Consider the following 16,217-nt stretch of genomic DNA (forward strand, 5'->3'; position numbering starts at 1 on the left):
GTTCACCGCTTACGTCCGCCCCGCGTCCTACTCCCAGGACCCGACCGCGATCTCGCCCGTGTTTGTTGTGGAAGTATCGCTCGCCGAGGTGGGGGCAGCACGGTGCCGTCGGTTATGCCCGCGGTCTGGCGGTGTGCATTCAAGCCACTCCGGTTCCGCTTGTTCTCGGCGACCACGAACAGCCTCAATTAAAGCTCCTTTGGGAAGCCCGGACCCCAGGCACACTTGAAGTTGGTCCTGAAGTAGCCCAACTCGTAACCACGGTTCCTGGTGCGGGGATGTAACCAGTCTTATGTTGCCGAATCGGGGCCGGATATAATCAGCGCATGACTACTGGGGGAATGACGCCTGCCGCTGGCTTGAAGGCAGAGGCTGGCGACCGAATGGATGCATTTTTGGCTCAATGGGCCGCTAGGCCCACGACGAAGAACCTCTGGCTGGTGGCGCTGGGCATTGCGCTGCTAGTCAGTGGCATGTTCATGCTGGGCCGGGAGCCTACCAGTGGCTGGGACTTCCAGCTGATCTTGGCAGGGATTCTTCTGATCTCCCCTGTCCATCACAAAGAAAACGGCCAGTGACGCTCCAGATTGCGCTGGTCTGCTGTCTTGCGCTGCTGACCTCGGCGTACGTTGCCGCGCGGAAAGACCAGTCTCCTCACCTACCCATGCTAGAGGCGGCTTGGCTACACAGCTCGGTGACTTGGCCCGTTGTTGTGAAGGCAGCGCTCGGATCGTTCATTTTCAGTGCCGACGCTGACAGCGGAACGAGCTACCTTCTCGTGACCTACGGCCCCGCCCTTCTCATGTCAGTCGTGCTGATGATAGTCAGGGTGCGAGGTGACGCCAAACTGTTTTCACCATCAGTGTGGATATTCGTAAGCGTCGCGCTGTCCGTGCCGTTCATAGTTTTCTCAGCAAGTAGCGGTGTAGCTGGCATATTGCCGACATTGTTGATTCTGCCCGCATTGTTCCAACGAGCATCCCCAATACCCATGGCGGCTTGGTTTAGGTCTGCTCGAACCTCGTTGCTAGTAGTCGTTATGGCAATCACAGGGACCGCCCTGGTAGCGCCAATCAACATCATCGGGCTCTGCCGGCTGGACAAGTGTTCCGCGTTCGGGGAAGTTCTCACTTCCCCCATCACGAATAACGGGAACTTTGCCGGTGTGGCCATCGCTCTACTGCTTCCGCTGGCGCTTCTAGGTTTACAGAGGTTCCCGATGATCCTGACGGCGGCTGCCGCACTCATAATGATCGAAGCTTCCGGAAGCCGCTCGGCCGCGATCTCAGCTTGGGTAGTGTCTGCTGTCATTCTTCTTGCGTCAAAGAATTGGCAGCGCCGTGCTTGGATGCCAATGTTCGCGTTTGGTTGTGTCGTGGCTGCTTCAGTTGTGACAGCTGTCGGGACGTTTCCCAGAGAGTTCGCTACTTACCGTGGCGGGCTCTGGGCTCGGGCTCAGGAACTATTCTTACAGCAACCGATTCTTGGGCATGGGCCAGGCTTCTGGTCGTCACAACCTGCCGAGATGTCGTTTCTCGCCAATTACAGCCCTCATAACTTCTGGCTTGAATTTGCGGTTTCCGGCGGGATTGTGGCCATGATCTGCGTCATTGCGGCTGGCGTAGCACTCCTTCGAAGGACTGGGAAGCAGGAGCGCTACGCAGTGCTGATGATGTTCATCGCGATTTTGGCGCTAGGTGTCGTTGAAGCCCCTATTCAGACGGCTAAGCTCGGACTGGCCCCGTTCGCCCATCTTCTCCCACTCATCATCGGTGCGTCATGCGCGGTGGCTAGTCGTAGCGCGCAGAAACCTAGCCAAGCCAAGGCACTCCCACTGGGCAAAGCGCTGACGCGGCACTGATGATAATTAGGATGTTCGGGTCTTCAAACTGAGAGTTCCGGGCAACCAGCTTCTTGGCCCCAACCCAGCAGGGGGCAAAAGGCTGGAAGTACGCTAAGAGGTTGCGGCATTCCCGGGTGTGGATTCGACTGAGCTGAAGCACGAAGTGTACCCAAGGTTAGCTTGTAGCTTCCGCCTACTTGTCGGAGACCGCCTACAAGCGCTAGCCCCGATCTACCGGCGTGTGATCAGAGGTATAGGCCCGAAATCGGGCTTGGCCTCATGGTCATAGTTGCATCGGTGGCACTCCCCAGCAGTGCCTCGCCTTAGCGTCGCGGCATTAGGCGGTTGGCCGTTGGTAACCCAGTATATGTGGCACTTCCCTTGGTGAGTTCGAGCGACCCGTACTACACCCATGGCCGCGGCAGCACAGCCGTCGTCCGCCTTGCCGGCCTATACCAGCGCCTGTATCCGCCCCAACTCCCGCCGTACGCCATCAGAGATCTCCACCGCGTGCGAGTGCTGGAGATAGTGCTCGCCGGGGAGGGGCACCACGGTTCGGTCGGTGACGCTCGCGGCTTGGCTGTGATGCGGCTCGAGCCACTCCGGGGTCTCCTTGTTCTCCGCGACCACGCTCTCAGCAGCAGCGGCAGCTCGTTTGGGAAGCCCGTGCCCCGGTGCGCGTTCGACGTTGCTCTGCATCCCGAAAACGATAGCCTCGGAGTCGGGAAGGGTCTCCGCGAGGCGCTGGCCTGTCAGCGTGGCGGCGGGCAGCTAGTACGCGACGTGCCCAGATGGGGGTATTTCTGTTGGGCGCAGATGTCGACAACCACCTAACATATGGATACTTAGAATCGTTTGCTGCACTTTCATTGGGGGGAACATGCCGAACTACGTAATCAACGAGGGACTCGAAACCGAAGAAGTCATTGTGGCGGCGAAAGCGACCGAGGGCAACATTCAATGGTGGTTCTACGACGCGAGTGACCGTACAAAGGAAACGCGGTTGAAAGGCCACGTCCAAACGATCCGCGAAGTTACCCTCCTTTGAGTAGGTGTGCAAGAAAGCTCCTCACATCCTCTGCCACTCGTTCCGGGCACTCCCACAGCACCAGGTGACCGGTGTTCTCGTAGATCTTCAATCGTGCGCCTTTGATGCGGCCAGCCAAGGTTTCTTGGTGCTGTCGCGGCACGAGGTGATCGTGGGCACCCCAAAGCCTGAGAGTGGGGACGGAGATATCGCCGGTTTCCGTCGGAGGAACGGCCTCGTAGAATCCCCGCAAGGAAGCCTTCCAGATTGAGGCCGGCATGGCGAGACCGTCCTTGACCCGATCCTCGATGTATGAGGTTGGCACGGCGTGCAGCAGCCGATACCACGCCAAAGATTCACGCATCCAGCTCTCCGAGATCGGGTCGGTGAGCCCTTCCACCTCGTTCGCAAATGGTGGCTTCCCGTGCAAGCTCAGGGGTGCGCCAACCAAGGTCAGGTATGCAACAAGATCCGGATGAGTGACAGCGAGTTGCTGTGCCACATATCCCCCGCTGGAGGACCCCAGGACATGTGCCTGTTTGACGCCTAAAGCATCCATGAGAGCAACGACGTCCTCAGCGACTTCGGACAGCGAGTAACCATCTACCGGCTTGTCCGCACCACCATGACCTCGTAGGTCAGGCGCCACAATCACGAACGCCGGAAGCGCTGCAGTCAGACGATCAAAACTCCGCCAAGATTCGCCCCACGCATGCAATAGCAGCAGTGGCGCGCCGCCGTCGTCGGCTGTTTGCTCAAGGTTCCCTTGCACGAAACAGGGCACACTGATCCCGGTGCTCAAAGAGACGGTCCTGACCTCGGCCTCCATGGCCCCAGCGTACGCTCGCCCCGCCGCTGACAGGAAGGTGAGACCTACCCCCGCCCCGCCTCCCACTCCCTAACCCCATCCGCGATCTCCCCTGCGTGCGTGTGGTGGAGGTAATGCTCGCCGGGGAGGGGAACAACGGTGCCGTTGGTGACACTCGCGGCTTGGCGGTGGTGCAGCGTGAGCCACTCCGGGGTCTGCTTGTTCTCCGCCACCACGAACAGCAGCAGCGGCAGATCCTTCGGGAAGGCCGTACCCTGGGCGCGTTCGAAGTTGCTCTTGATGTGGCCCATCTCGTGAGGTACGTGGCTGAGAGGGAGTTCCGGTTGGTGAGCATCTGCATCTGCTCACGGGCGTGGTCGGTGTAGTTCCCCGAGGCGTCGTTGGCGTCTGAGAAGACGGTCATCAGCCGAAGCAGTCCGAGGTTCTTCGCAGCGGTCATCAGGTCCGTGGGGAACTGGGCACAGCCAGACGTTCAGCCAAGTCGCGGACGCTTGGGCAGCTCGCCCAGGAAGCTCGTTACGTCCTCGGCCACGCGCTCCGGACACTCCCACAGCACCAGGTGACCGGTGTCCTCGTAGATTTTCAATCGTGCGCCGTTGATGCGTCTTGCCAAGGTTTCTTGGTGCTGTCGCGGCACGAGGTGGTCGTGGGCGCCCCAGAGCACGAGTGTGGGGACGGTAATGTGGCCGGTCTCCGTCGGAGGAACGGCCTCGTAGAATCCGCGCAAAGAAGCTTTCCAAATGGATGCCGGAACAGCGAGGCCGTCTCTTACCCGGTCGTCGATGTAGGAGGCGGGAACGGCGTGCAGCAATCTGTACCAAGATAAAGACTCCCGAACCCAGTCCTCTGAGATCGGATCTTCCAGCCCCTCTACGGCGTCAGCAAATGATGGCTTCCCATGCAGGCTCAGGGGTGTGCCAACCAACGTCAGGGAAGCAACAAGATCCGGATGAGTGACAGCGAGTTGCTGCGCAACATAACCACCGCTGGATGACCCCAGGACATGCGCGCGTTGGACGTCCAAAGTATCCAGCAGGGCAACAACGTCCCCAACTACTTCAGACAACGCATAACCGCTGTCGGGCTTGTCCGCATCGCCATGACCTCGCAGATCAGGTGCCACCATCACGAACGTCGGAAGCGAGGCAATGAGGCGACCGAAACTCCGCCGGGATTCACCCCACGCATGCAATAGCAGCAGCGGTGCGCCGCCGTCGTCGGCTATTTGCTCAAGTTTCCCCTGCACGAAACAGGGCACACTGATCCCGGTGCTCAAAGCTACGGTCCTGACCCCGGACTCCATGACACCAGCGTACGCTCGCGGCTTGTCAGGCTGGCCCGGTTGCCTCCATAGGTGAAGCATGGTTCACTATTTTCACGGAGGGGAGTATCCCCCAATGTTCCGTCGTCAATCCGGCCGTCCGTGTACGGCCCGGCGGGACAGGCCACTTCTTGACAGTGGCTGGGAAAGACCTCCAGTTGGTTCACCGACTGGAAGAGGTTTCCTCATGAATGTTCCCCTATGGGCGTGGCTAGCCGTTCTGGGCGTTATTGTTCTGATGCTCGCCGTGGACTTATTCGCCCACCGCAAAGCCCACGTGATCGGCGTCCGGGAAGCAGCCCTATGGTCAGCGGTGTGGGTTGCCTTTGGAGTTGGTTTCGGCGCGCTCGTGTGGCAACTCTACGGAGCCGAATACGGTCAGCAGTACTTCGCCGGATACCTGATAGAGAAGTCCCTCGCCGTGGACAACGTATTCATCTGGGCCATCATCTTCACCTACTTCGCCGTCCCCCGGGAGTACCAGCACCGCGTGCTGTTCTTCGGCGTGCTGGGGGCTCTCATTTTCCGCGGCATCTTCATCGCGGCAGGATCAGCCATCATCGCCAGCGCCGGATGGGTGCTCTACCTGTTCGCAGCCTTCCTCCTCATCACCGGCTACCGCATGATCCGGCACCGCAACGAACACCTCGACCCGGAAAAATCCAAAACCCTGGCGCTGTTCAGGAAGAAGGTCCCCATGACCAATGACTTCCATGGCCAAAGATTCCTCATCCGGAAGAACGGCGTCCTTCTTGCCACCCCGTTGCTAGCGGTCCTGGCCCTGGTCGAATTCACGGACATCATCTTCGCCGTGGACTCCATCCCGGCGATCTTCGCCGTCACTGACGAAGTCTTCCTCGTCTTCACCGCCAACGCCTTCGCGATCCTCGGGCTCAGAGCCATGTACTTCCTCCTCGCGGACCTGATCCACCGCTTCATCTACCTCAAAATCGGCCTCGCACTCGTCCTCATCTGGGTGGGCATCAAGATGCTCCTCAAAATCGACATCTACTACATCCCCACCCCCATTTCCCTCGCCGTCATCGCCACCATCTTGGGCGTATCCATCGGCATGAGCCTCTGGGCTACCCGAGGACAAGGCCGCAAGGAACTCCCCGCGCCAGCAAAACCGCCCTTCGGGACAGCCACACCCCAAGAACTCGAAGCGCTGGAACCACTCTGGCGAAACAGCTGGGCGAAGAAACAGCACACCCCACAGGAACACCCTCAGGGCAGCGGGGAACACCGCCCCACAGTGAGCGAAGGAGACAAGAAATGAGCGTTGACCCGCACCGGGCCATGTGTCCTTATCAGTCACGGAAACGCCGGCGGGGCATCTGCGAACGCACACTACACATGCGTCGCTACCAATGAGCTCGAAGGAAGCGTTGCCAGCTATGCCGCCTCCGCCCCCGCCTCCGCGGAAGCGGCATAGCTGGACCTTCCTGACGAACCACGGACACGTCCTGCTTTCCGTGGCCACAGACCCCGGGATCAGGGTCACCGAGATAGCTGACCGTGTTGGGATCACGCCACGTGCAGCCCTGCAAATACTCAAAGACCTCGAAAACGAGGGGTATCTTCACCGCAGCCGAGTGGGACGCCGCACCCACTACACCCTGGAACCCCACCAACACTTCCGGCATCCCACCACATCAGCACATGAAATTGACGAGCTGATCCTCCTGCTAGCCCCTCCCGCACCTTCGGCGTCTACCGAGGACGACTGACCTCACTCAGCGCGGGCGCTTGCAGTTGGGCGCGGGCGACAGCTAACCACGGCTGTTCGATTGCCTGGCATGCGGGGTTTGGCTAGGGGCCGGCGTGTCCGACCCATCGCCAGGGTCAGGCGAGGGAGAGGAAGAGCTTCTCCAGCTCCTTCTTGTCCATGGTTGCGTCCTTCTGGACAATGCACTGTTCCAGCCCCGTGGCGATGATGGCGAACCCTGCCCGGTCCAACGCCTTGGACACTGCCGCCAGCTGCGTCACTACGTCCTTGCAGTCACGGCCTTCTTCCAGCATGCGGGTGACAGCGGCCAACTGGCCTTGCGCGCGCTTGAGGCGATTGATGACGGGGGTCAGTTCTGAGGGATTGAGTTCCACGTACTTCTCCAATGATCAGGATCCTAACCTAGATCCTATACCCCCTAGGGTGTTTTGATTACCCCCGGGGGTATATGCAATACTCGGTGGGGTATCCACCTATCCCCTTCCGAGAGGCCAAAAATGACTCCCCCTCCCACGTCGCAAGCCATTACCGCCCTCGCCCCGGAGACCCTTCGGACCTGGATCCATCAGCACCAGGACCTCATGGTGATCGATGTTCGCTCCGCGGCTGAGTTTGAGGCGATGCATATCCGCGGCTCCTACAACGTGCCCCTCCCGCTGCTCTCAGAACACACAGACGAGCTGGCCACCCGCTTGGGCTCCAGGGTGGTTCTGGTCTGCCAGTCAGGAGCACGCGCCGAGCAAGCCCGGCAGCGCCTGGGCAAAGCCGGCATGGAAGGTGCGTACGTCCTTACCGGCGGTGCTCCCGGTTTCGCCGCAGTTGGCGGGGACGTGGTCAGGGGCAAGAACCGCTGGGACCTCGAGCGCCAGGTCCGCCTCACCGCAGGATCCCTGGTGGTCCTCGGCCTTGTCGGAGGCAAACTCATCTCTCCCAAGGTCCGCCTACTCGCTGGCGCAATTGGAGCCGGGCTGACCTTCTCCGCCGCCACCAATACCTGCGCCATGGGTAAGGCTCTTTCAGCCATGCCGTGGAACAAAGCCGCCAAGGAACCCACCCGCGAAAGCGCCATCCTTCAGCTACCCCTGGTATCCCCTGGGGGTGCCGCAGCATGATTCCAGCCCTGGGCCTGGGGCTAGTGGTCGGCGTTGTCCTGGGTGTAGTAGGCGGTGGCGGGTCCATCATCGCAGTGCCGGCCCTGGTGTACGGGGTGGGCATGACCCCCTCACAGGCTATTCCGACGTCGCTGCTGGTAGTGGGCGTGTCCTCCCTCGCCGCTCTTTTGCCCCGGGTCCGTGCTGGCCTGAACTGGCCCGTGATCGCATTGGTTGGAACAGCCGGCATACCGGCAGCCTGGGCCGGTGCGGCCGTGGGCAGACTGCTCGATCCCAACATCCTGATGCTCGCCTTTGCCGTGATCATGGTGGCTGCAGGCATACGGATGCTGATGAAAACCCGCGAATCCGAGGGGTCCTGCAGCACGGGCCCACACCGCGCACTCCGATCCTGCGTTCCGAAAGCCGTAGGAGTGGGCCTGCTGGTGGGGTTCCTCACCGGATTGCTGGGTGTTGGAGGAGGTTTCCTGATCACCCCCGCACTGACCATCCTTCTTGGCCTGCGCATGAAACAGGCAGTAGGAACCTCCCTGGCAATTATCGTGATCAACTCTGCCGCCGGGTTCAGCGCCCACGCAGCCGGCTACACCATTGACTGGGCCACCACCCTGGCATTCGCGGTCCCGGCCATCCTGGGATCCCTTGCAGCAGCCCGCCTGGCACGTCACCTGCAAGACAAGCACATCCGCATCTCATTCGCGGTACTCATCTTCGCCGTCGCGGCATGGGTCACCGCCAGCACAGTCACTGCCTGACCCAAGCAACCCGATACAAGCAACCGGCCCCAAACAACTGGGCCTATTCAACCGGACCTATTCAACTGGGCCTATTCAACCGGACCTATTTAACTGGGCCTATTCAACCGGACCTATTTAACTGGGCCTATTCAACAAGGGAGCGAACATCATGCTTATTGAGCGTATTTACGACGAAGACCTCGCCCAAGCCAGCTATCTGATCGGCTGCCAAGCCAAGGGAGAGGCCGTTGTTGTGGACGGCCGCCGAGACATCGCGGTCTACCAGCAACTGGCTGAAAAGAACGGCATGAAGATTGTTGCCGTCACAGAAACCCACATCCACGCTGACTATCTGTCCGGCACCCGTGAACTGGCCGCCGCCACCGGCGCAACGATCTACGTCTCCGGCGAAGGCGGCCCGGACTGGCAGTACAAGTTCGACGGCGAGCGCCTCTACGACGGCCACAAGATCACCATCGGCAACATCAGCATCCAGGCCGTGCACACCCCAGGCCACACACCTGAACACTTGTCCTTCCTGGTCACCGACGGCGCATTCAGCGACCAGCCCGGCTACCTGCTCTCGGGCGACTTTGTTTTCTCCGGTGACCTGGGCCGACCGGACCTGCTGGACGAGGCAGCCGGGGGTGTGGACACCCGCTTTGAAGGTGCAAAGCAGCTGTTCGCTAGCCTTCGGGATAAGTTCCTCACCCTGCCGGACTATGTCCAGGTCCACCCGGCTCATGGTGCCGGGAGTGCCTGCGGCAAGGCCCTCGGCGCCATCCCGTCTTCCACCGTTGGCTACGAGCGGCTGTACGCCTGGTGGGGCCCTTACCTTGCCGCCAACGACGAGCAGGGTTTCATCAACGAGCTTCTGGACGGGCAGCCCGACGCGCACGCCTACTTTGGGCGGATGAAGCGGGAAAACCGTGAGGGCCCAGTGGTGATGGGTGAGCGGACACCTCTGGCCGAACTGACAGTAGGCATGGTTGCAGCTGGTCTGGCCGAGGACACTCTCACGTTCATTGACACCCGTTCCCACCGTGAGGTCCACGAACGCACGGTGGACCGTTCCTTGAACGTTCCGGCCGGCAAATCCGTGGCCAGCTACGGCGCTTGGGTGGTGAACCCGGAGACGGACAAGAACCCCTTGGTACTTCTAGCGCGGGACCAGGAGCAGGCCATGGACATGTGGGACCATTTGGTACGGGTTGGCATCGACAACGTGGCAGGTTACATCACCAGCATTGCAGGGCTTCCCCTGGTGACGCCAAAGCTGATCCAGCCCGAAGAGTTGCAGGGTTTTGACGCCGCTTTGGTGCTGGACGTTCGCAACCGCAGCGAACACGTGGCCGGGAATATCCCTGGTTCCTACCAGCTAAGCGGTGGGCGGATCATGTGGCATCTGGACGAGCTTCCCACCGAGGGAACCCTTGTGACGTACTGCCAGTCAGGTGTCCGGAATTCCGTGGCGGCCAGCGCCCTGCGCCGTGCCGGATACGACGTAGTTGAGCTGGATGGCAGCTATGCAGCGTGGAGCGCTCAGCAGAACTCTGCCACGACGGGCTAACCAGCCACGTCCCTTCAGACCGCCCGGGCAGGTCCCCCCTCTTGCCCGGGCACCTTCACGGCGGCGGGGCCGGACACCTGTACCTGCGTACTGTGTCCGGCCCCGGCCTGCGGTTCGTACAACCGCCAACTATTGGGGGTTTATTGGAGGTAGTTCATGAGCCGCTGAGATCAGTTAAGTCCATGGGGTACTCACCGGGCACGAGTAGTGGGTACTCGACTTTCTGCCGTATCCGAGAGCTGGCTACTTGCTGTGGGAGCCCGTTTTCCTTGAAATCCCGCGGCCGAAAACACACTACGGATTGATACAACCCGGGAACAGACCGGCTGAAATTATCAGCCGATGATGGGCCGCTCTTCAGGTAGCTGGAAAAGCCTTGGCCGGGATGCCAAGGCGATGGCTGAGGCGACAGTGACAGTGCCTATACGGCCGGCAAACATCAACGCCATCAGCACCCATTCGGCGGTGGGAGGCAGGTTGTAGGTAATGCCCGTGCTCAGCCCTACGGTTCCGAACGCCGAGATGGTCTCGAAAAGCACTTTCTCCAGGCTGTAGTCGGTGGACATGAGGAGCAACAGCGTCCCAAGGATCACCACTCCCACACCCAGCAGGGCGACGGTGAGAGCCTGGCGTTGGGTGGAAGAACTAATGGACCGGTGTGCGATGGTGACGTGCTCGCGTCCCCGAATTTCGTTCCAGATGGCAAACCCCAAAACCAGGAAGGTGGTGATCTTGATTCCGCCGGCCGTTCCTGCGCTGCCACCGCCAATGAACATCAGGATGTTGGTGACCATGAGGGTTTCGGGAGTGGCTGCCCCGTAGTCAATGCTGTTGAATCCTGCTGTCCGGGGAAACACCCCTCCCCCAAGCGCCGCCAGAATCTTGCCGCCAAAGCTCAAAGGACCTAGCGTCTCCGGACGGTTCCACTCAAAGGCACCGAAGAGTACGATGCCTGCAATAAACAGCAGCACATAGCCGAAGATGGTCAGGCGAAGGTGAATGGTCCAGTTCTTGACGTTGAAGGGATTTCTGAATAACTGGATGATCACCGGGAAACCGAGTCCCCCGGCAATGATGGCCGCGCAAATGGGAACGATGATCCAAGGGTCCTCCGCGAAGCCAATGAGGTTGTCGCTGTAAAGCGCGAACCCTGCGTTGTTGAACGCGGAGACTGCATGGAATACGCCGTGCCACAGGGCTGTTCCGGGACTGTCGTCATAGGCAATCCAGAAGCGGACCGTCAGGATCAGTGCAGTGACGGCCTCAAAGACGGCCATAATCTTCACCACCCTGAACAGCACAGCCTTAACGTCCCCGAAGTTCAGGGTGTGGGTTTCCGACTGCGCCACAAGCTGGCCGCGCAGGCCGATGGTCTTTCGCACGAACAAGGCCAGCAGGCTAGCTAGCGACATGATCCCGAAACCACCTACCTGGATGAGCATCAGAATCACCCCGTGCCCGAAAGGGGTCCAGAAAGTGGCTGTGTCTACTGTGATCAGGCCAGTGACGCAGACAGAGGACACGGCGGTAAAGAAGGCCGTGGTGACGAGGTCATCCACCTCGCCTGTCCGCGAAATGGGCAGCATCAATATCCCCGCGCCGATGATGATCACCGCAAGGAACGCCAACGGCACCGAACGGACCGGATGCAGCAAGGACACCTTCAGGCGCTCGCCTTCCCGCCCGAGTGTCTGCAAAAGCGGGTTGCTGCGCACAACGGAACGTTGGGCTGTGGACAGTCTTTCCGGGGCGCGCGTCATCAAACACGCTCCCAAGGATGTTTCAACACTGGATCCCTTTCCGGGCAGACCGTCAGCATCACAACCCGTGCCGAAATTAGCACCGATGAGGGACCCGCTGGCCGGAAACTGGCATTTCTTGACGAATCCTTAACGCCCGCCCGTTAAGACCACGTCAAGAATTCCAGCGTCCGCATTAAGGATTCGTAAGGAACGCCTTTTCGCCACTTTTGCAGGAGTTGACTGACATCAGCCCCCGGGAAAGGGGCTCTGATGAAAGGACGTTCCAGTGGCCGACGTGGCTGTTGTGGTGATTCTTGTGGTGAGCATGGGAATCGTGATGTGGGTGGCCCACCTTTTGGGCAAGATGGTGGACGGCGATGGCCCGGTGAGCGGGCAATGAGCGTGGATGCCATCATGTGGGTGAGCTTGTTCGTCCTTGGCTTGGCCGTTGCAGGGTACCTGCTTGCAGTGTTGCTCAACCCGGAAAAGTGGTGACGGCGGGTGGTCTTCAGTACTGCATCCTTCATCACCCAGATAGCCGTGCTGATACTCGTGTTGGCACTGCTGCACAAACCCGTGGGCCTTCACATGGCACGGGTCTTCTCAAGTACCAAGCACGCCAAAGCTGAAAGGGCCCTCTACCGCCTGGCCGGGGTGGATTCCGGGACTGAACAGAGCTGGTCTGTATATCTGCGCAGCGTTCTGCTCTTCTCCCTGATATCCATCCTGGTGATCTTCGCTCTGCAGCGCCTTCAAGCCGTACTGCCCGGCAGCAACTCCCTTCCCGGCGTGGACCCGTGGGTTGCCATGAACACCGCTATCTCCTTTGTCACCAACACCAACTGGCAAACGTATGTGCCAGAGGCCACCGTGGGCATTTTTGTCCAGATGTGCCTGCTGGCCGTGCAGAACTTCCTGTCCGCCGCCGTCGGAATCGTGGTGGTGGTAGCCCTGATCAGGGGCATTGCGCGGACCACAACTGACCGCTTGGGCAACTTCTGGGTGGACCTCACCCGGGCCTCGTTCCGTATCCTGTTGCCCATCGCCACGGTGGCGGCAATCGCCTTGGTGATGGGCGGCGTCGTGCAGAACTTCTGGTCCACGGAGGTCACCAACACGGCCAACGGCGTGAGTCAGCTGATTCCCGGCGGTCCTGTGGCCTCCCAGGAAGCAATCAAAGTCCTGGGCACCAATGGTGGCGGATACTTCAACGCCAACTCTGCCCACCCCTTTGAAAACCCCAGCGTGTTCACCAGCCTGTTCCAGGTGTTCCTCATCCTCCTGATCCCCTCAGCCCTGCCCTACATGTACGGGCGGATGGTGGGTGACCAACGCCAGGGCTACACCGTGGCTGCCGTGATGGGGACACTGTGGCTGACGTCCACCGCGTTGATGGGCTGGGCGGTGTCTTCCGGACAGGGAACAGCGACGGCGGCAGCCGGTGGATTGGGCGAAGGGTTCGAACAACGGCTGGGACCGGCAGCGAGCTCCATCTTCGCCGCGTCCACCACCCTCACCTCCACCGGCGCCGTCAACGTTGCCCACGATTCCCTGCCTCCCTTGGCCGGCGGAATCGCAATGCTGAACATGATGCTGGGTGAAGTAGCTCCGGGCGGGACCGGATCCGGACTCTACGGAATGTTGGTTCTGGCCATCATTGCGGTGTTCATTGCCGGGCTGATGGTGGGGCGTACCCCGGAATTCCTTGGGAAGAAGATCGGCCCACGCGAAATGAAGCTCGCCGCCCTCTACATCTTGGTCACCCCCACGTTGGTACTGGTGTTCGCCGGTATCTCCTCACTCCTCCCCGAAGCAATGGCAAACGCTCCGGCGTCAGGGCCGCATCAATTCAGCGAACTGCTCTACGCGTTCACCTCCGGTGCCAACAACAACGGCTCAGCGTTTGGTGGCATCACCAGCTCCGGCCCCTACCTGTCCACGCTCCTGGGGTTGGCCATGCTCCTGGGCAGGTTCTTGCCCATTGCGTTGGTTCTGGCCTTGGCCGGCTCGCTGGCCCGGCAAAGAAAAATCCCTGCCTCCGCCGGGACAGTCCCCACCCATGGCCCCCTGTTCGGCTCGTTGCTGCTGGGCGTGACCGTGATCCTGACCGCTTTGAGCTACTTCCCCGCCCTGGCTCTGGGCCCACTCGCAGAAGGACTTATCAAATGACCAGCTCCAGTACGGCTGCGGCCGCGGAGACCCAATCACCCATCAGCTCCAGCGGCGCTCCTGCCCTCGGCCAGCCGGGCCATCACAGCAAGGCACCGGCCAAACTCAACGCATCCACGCTTCTGGCAGCACTTCCCGTGGCATTCAAGAAATTGGATCCGCGTCAAATGATCCACTCTCCTGTCATGTTCGTGGTGCTGGTGGGCGCCGCGGCCTGCACGGCCATCTGCTTCCTGAAGCCTGAGGTTTTCAGCATCGCGGTGACGGTATGGCTGTGGCTCACGGTGCTGTTCGGCACCCTTTCAGAGGCAATCGCCGAGGGACGCGGGAAGGCTCAGGCGGACAGCCTCCGCGCGAGCCGCCAAGGCGTCATGGCCCGGCTCCGGCTGGACGATGGGACCATCAAGGACATACCCGGCACGGACCTGAAGCTGAATGACGTGGTCATCTGCGAGGCCGGGGACGTGATCCCCTCCGACGGAGAAATCATTGAGGGCCTGGCCAGTGTGGACGAGTCCACCATCACCGGCGAATCCGCGCCCGTCATCAGGGAGTCCGGTGGCGACCGATCCTCCGTGACCGGCGGCACCAAGGTCCTCTCTGACAAGATCGTAGTGCGCATTACAGCTGAGCCTGGAGCCACGTTTATCGACAGGATGATCAAGCTGGTTGAAGGGGCTGTCCGGCAAAAGACCCCCAACGAGATCGCCCTGCACGTCCTCCTCGTCTCGCTGAGCATCGTGTTCCTGGTAGTCACCATGGCCTTGGCACCCTTTGCGTCCCTGGCGGATGCAACGCCGTCCCCGATCGTCCTGGTAGCGCTGCTGGTCTGCCTCATACCCACCACCATCGGCGCTTTGGTCCCGGCAATCGGCATAGCAGGCATGGATCGGCTGGTGCAGCACAACGTTCTGGCCACCTCCGGACGAGCGGTGGAAACAGCCGGCGACATCACCACACTGTTGTTGGACAAGACCGGAACCATCACTTACGGCAACCGCCGGGCCGTCAATTTCTTCCCGGCCAACGACGTCCAGCTGAACCAACTCATCACCGCCGCCCGGCTGTCCAGCCTCGCCGACGAAACCCCGGAAGGCCGTTCCATTGTGGAACTCGCTGACGCCAAGGGAGTAGAGGGCCCCGATCTCGCCGGTCTCCGCAACAGTTACTCGGAGATCGCCATTGTGGAGTTCACGGCCAGCACCCGTATGAGCGGCCTGGACGTGGACGGGCGCCTTATCCGCAAAGGTGCGGCGTCCGCCGTCGGGAACTTCGTCACCGACGCTGGCGGCCGTCTTCCAGCCGAAGTCCAGTTCCGCGTGCAGGAAATTTCAGCCCAAGGCGGCACGCCGCTGCTTGTTGCCGAGAACACGCACGACGGCGGCGCACGGGTTCTGGGAACCGTGCACCTTGCCGATGTGGTCAAGCCAGGCATGAAGGATCGCTTTGCCGAACTGCGGAAAATGGGTATCCGCACGGTGATGATCACCGGCGACAACCCCGTGACAGCCAAGGCAATCGCAGCCGAGGCCGGCGTGGACGACTTCGTGGCCGAAGCCACGCCCGAGGACAAACTGGACGTCATCCGCCGTGAACAGGGTGAAGGGCGTTTGGTGGCCATGACAGGAGACGGCACCAACGACGCTCCGGCGTTGGCGGCAGCGGACGTAGGCGTGGCCATGAACTCCGGCACCCCGGCAGCAAAAGAAGCAGCCAACATGGTGGATCTCGACTCGGACCCCACCAAACTGATCAACATCGTGGGGATCGGCAAACAGCTGCTCATTACACGCGGGGCGCTGACCACGTTCTCCGTCGCTAACGATGTAGCCAAGTACTTCGCAATCGTCCCGGCCCTGTTCACCGCCGCATTCCCAGGCCTTGGGCTGCTGAACATCATGGGGCTGGCCAGTCCGGCGTCGGCCATTTTGTCTGCGGTGATCTTCAACGCGCTCATCATCATCGCCCTGGTTCCCTTGGCGCTTCGCGGCGTGAAGTACCGGGCAGTCACCGCCAACCAGGCACTCGGCCGGAACCTGCTGCTCTACGGGCTGGGCGGGCTGATAGCCCCGTTCCTCGGCATCAAACTCATAGACCTGGTCATCTCCCTCATCCCAGGCATCGGCTAGGAGCCACTC

The 16,217-nt window shown here is 60.9% G+C and carries 17 protein-coding genes; 11 read left to right on the forward strand and 6 right to left on the reverse strand.

Annotation, left to right across the window (positions count from 1 at the left end; all coding sequences use genetic code 11):
- Window positions 1–326: 326 nt before the first annotated feature.
- Both LDN70_RS16005 and LDN70_RS16010 read left to right on the forward strand, forming a co-directional pair.
- On the forward strand, window positions 327–578 hold the full coding sequence (locus LDN70_RS16005; protein WP_223940756.1) for a hypothetical protein: 252 nt from the start codon (window positions 327–329) through the stop codon (window positions 576–578).
- A complete protein-coding gene (locus LDN70_RS16010; protein ID WP_223940757.1) occupies window positions 575–1,861 on the forward strand; it encodes an O-antigen ligase family protein in 1,287 nt (428 codons plus the stop codon). Before LDN70_RS16005 ends, LDN70_RS16010 begins: the two co-directional genes overlap by 4 nt.
- 432 nt (window positions 1,862–2,293) lie before the next feature.
- Here LDN70_RS16010 and LDN70_RS16015 read toward each other — a convergent pair whose 3' ends face one another.
- Window positions 2,294–2,542, reverse strand: coding sequence for a hypothetical protein (locus LDN70_RS16015; protein WP_223940758.1), 249 nt, complete (start codon window positions 2,540–2,542; stop codon window positions 2,294–2,296).
- Window positions 2,543–2,723: 181 nt separating this feature from the next.
- Here LDN70_RS16015 and LDN70_RS16020 point away from each other — a divergent pair, with 181 nt between their 5' ends.
- Window positions 2,724–2,891 (forward strand): hypothetical protein, encoded by a 168-nt coding sequence (locus tag LDN70_RS16020; RefSeq protein WP_223940759.1) that lies wholly within the window; start codon window positions 2,724–2,726, stop codon window positions 2,889–2,891.
- Here LDN70_RS16020 and LDN70_RS16025 read toward each other — a convergent pair.
- The 3 genes from LDN70_RS16025 to LDN70_RS16035 form a co-directional block, all read right to left on the reverse strand.
- Entirely contained in the window at window positions 2,878–3,699 is an 822-nt protein-coding gene (locus LDN70_RS16025) for an alpha/beta fold hydrolase (protein ID WP_223940760.1), read from the reverse strand. The genes LDN70_RS16020 and LDN70_RS16025 overlap by 14 nt on opposite strands.
- 44 nt (window positions 3,700–3,743) lie before the next feature.
- On the reverse strand, window positions 3,744–3,989 hold the full coding sequence (locus LDN70_RS16030; RefSeq protein ID WP_223940761.1) for a hypothetical protein: 246 nt from the start codon (window positions 3,987–3,989) through the stop codon (window positions 3,744–3,746).
- Between the two features lie 182 nt (window positions 3,990–4,171).
- Window positions 4,172–5,002 carry an alpha/beta fold hydrolase gene (locus tag LDN70_RS16035; protein ID WP_223940762.1) on the reverse strand — a complete coding sequence of 277 codons (831 nt, stop codon included), beginning with the start codon at window positions 5,000–5,002 and terminating at the stop codon, window positions 4,172–4,174.
- 205 nt (window positions 5,003–5,207) lie between these two features.
- Here LDN70_RS16035 and LDN70_RS16040 point away from each other — a divergent pair, with 205 nt between their 5' ends.
- On the forward strand, window positions 5,208–6,299 hold the full coding sequence (locus LDN70_RS16040) for a TerC family protein (RefSeq protein ID WP_223940763.1): 1,092 nt from the start codon (window positions 5,208–5,210) through the stop codon (window positions 6,297–6,299).
- 118 nt (window positions 6,300–6,417) lie between these two features.
- Window positions 6,418–6,750 carry a helix-turn-helix transcriptional regulator gene (locus LDN70_RS16045; RefSeq protein WP_223940764.1) on the forward strand — a complete coding sequence of 111 codons (333 nt, stop codon included), beginning with the start codon at window positions 6,418–6,420 and terminating at the stop codon, window positions 6,748–6,750.
- Window positions 6,751–6,865: 115 nt separating this feature from the next.
- Here LDN70_RS16045 and LDN70_RS16050 read toward each other — a convergent pair whose 3' ends face one another.
- Window positions 6,866–7,123, reverse strand: coding sequence for a metal-sensitive transcriptional regulator (locus tag LDN70_RS16050; RefSeq protein ID WP_017200146.1), 258 nt, complete (start codon window positions 7,121–7,123; stop codon window positions 6,866–6,868).
- A gap of 123 nt (window positions 7,124–7,246) precedes the next feature.
- Here LDN70_RS16050 and LDN70_RS16055 point away from each other — a divergent pair, with 123 nt between their 5' ends.
- The 3 genes from LDN70_RS16055 (at window position 7,247) to LDN70_RS16065 (ending at window position 10,168) form a co-directional block, all read left to right on the forward strand.
- Window positions 7,247–7,861 carry a rhodanese-like domain-containing protein gene (locus LDN70_RS16055; RefSeq protein WP_223940765.1) on the forward strand — a complete coding sequence of 205 codons (615 nt, stop codon included), beginning with the start codon at window positions 7,247–7,249 and terminating at the stop codon, window positions 7,859–7,861.
- Complete coding sequence (locus LDN70_RS16060; RefSeq protein ID WP_223940766.1) at window positions 7,858–8,616, forward strand: sulfite exporter TauE/SafE family protein; 759 nt, start codon at window positions 7,858–7,860, stop codon at window positions 8,614–8,616. The genes LDN70_RS16055 and LDN70_RS16060 overlap by 4 nt, the downstream gene beginning before the upstream one ends.
- A 151-nt stretch (window positions 8,617–8,767) precedes the next feature.
- Complete coding sequence (locus tag LDN70_RS16065; RefSeq protein WP_223940767.1) at window positions 8,768–10,168, forward strand: MBL fold metallo-hydrolase; 1,401 nt, start codon at window positions 8,768–8,770, stop codon at window positions 10,166–10,168.
- A 335-nt stretch (window positions 10,169–10,503) separates the two neighbouring features.
- Here LDN70_RS16065 and LDN70_RS16070 read toward each other — a convergent pair whose 3' ends face one another.
- On the reverse strand, window positions 10,504–11,928 hold the full coding sequence (locus tag LDN70_RS16070; protein ID WP_223940768.1) for a TrkH family potassium uptake protein: 1,425 nt from the start codon (window positions 11,926–11,928) through the stop codon (window positions 10,504–10,506).
- Window positions 11,929–12,306: 378 nt separating this feature from the next.
- On the opposite strand from LDN70_RS16070, the gene LDN70_RS16075 reads away from it, so the two are divergent.
- Genes LDN70_RS16075 through kdpB form a run of 3 tightly spaced genes read left to right on the forward strand, consistent with a single transcriptional unit; the run spans window position 12,307 to window position 16,208 of the window.
- On the forward strand, window positions 12,307–12,405 hold the full coding sequence (locus LDN70_RS16075; protein ID WP_166841724.1) for a potassium-transporting ATPase subunit F: 99 nt from the start codon (window positions 12,307–12,309) through the stop codon (window positions 12,403–12,405).
- A gap of 6 nt (window positions 12,406–12,411) precedes the next feature.
- The gene (gene kdpA, locus LDN70_RS16080) at window positions 12,412–14,079 is read left to right on the forward strand and encodes a potassium-transporting ATPase subunit KdpA (protein ID WP_223940769.1); all 1,668 of its coding nucleotides are present in this window, start codon (window positions 12,412–12,414) and stop codon (window positions 14,077–14,079) included.
- On the forward strand, window positions 14,076–16,208 hold the full coding sequence (gene kdpB / locus LDN70_RS16085; RefSeq protein WP_223940770.1) for a potassium-transporting ATPase subunit KdpB: 2,133 nt from the start codon (window positions 14,076–14,078) through the stop codon (window positions 16,206–16,208). The genes kdpA and kdpB overlap by 4 nt, the downstream gene beginning before the upstream one ends.
- Window positions 16,209–16,217 lie beyond the last annotated feature (9 nt).

Source organism: Arthrobacter sp. StoSoilB22 (assembly GCF_019977315.1).
GTDB lineage: Bacteria > Actinomycetota > Actinomycetes > Actinomycetales > Micrococcaceae > Arthrobacter.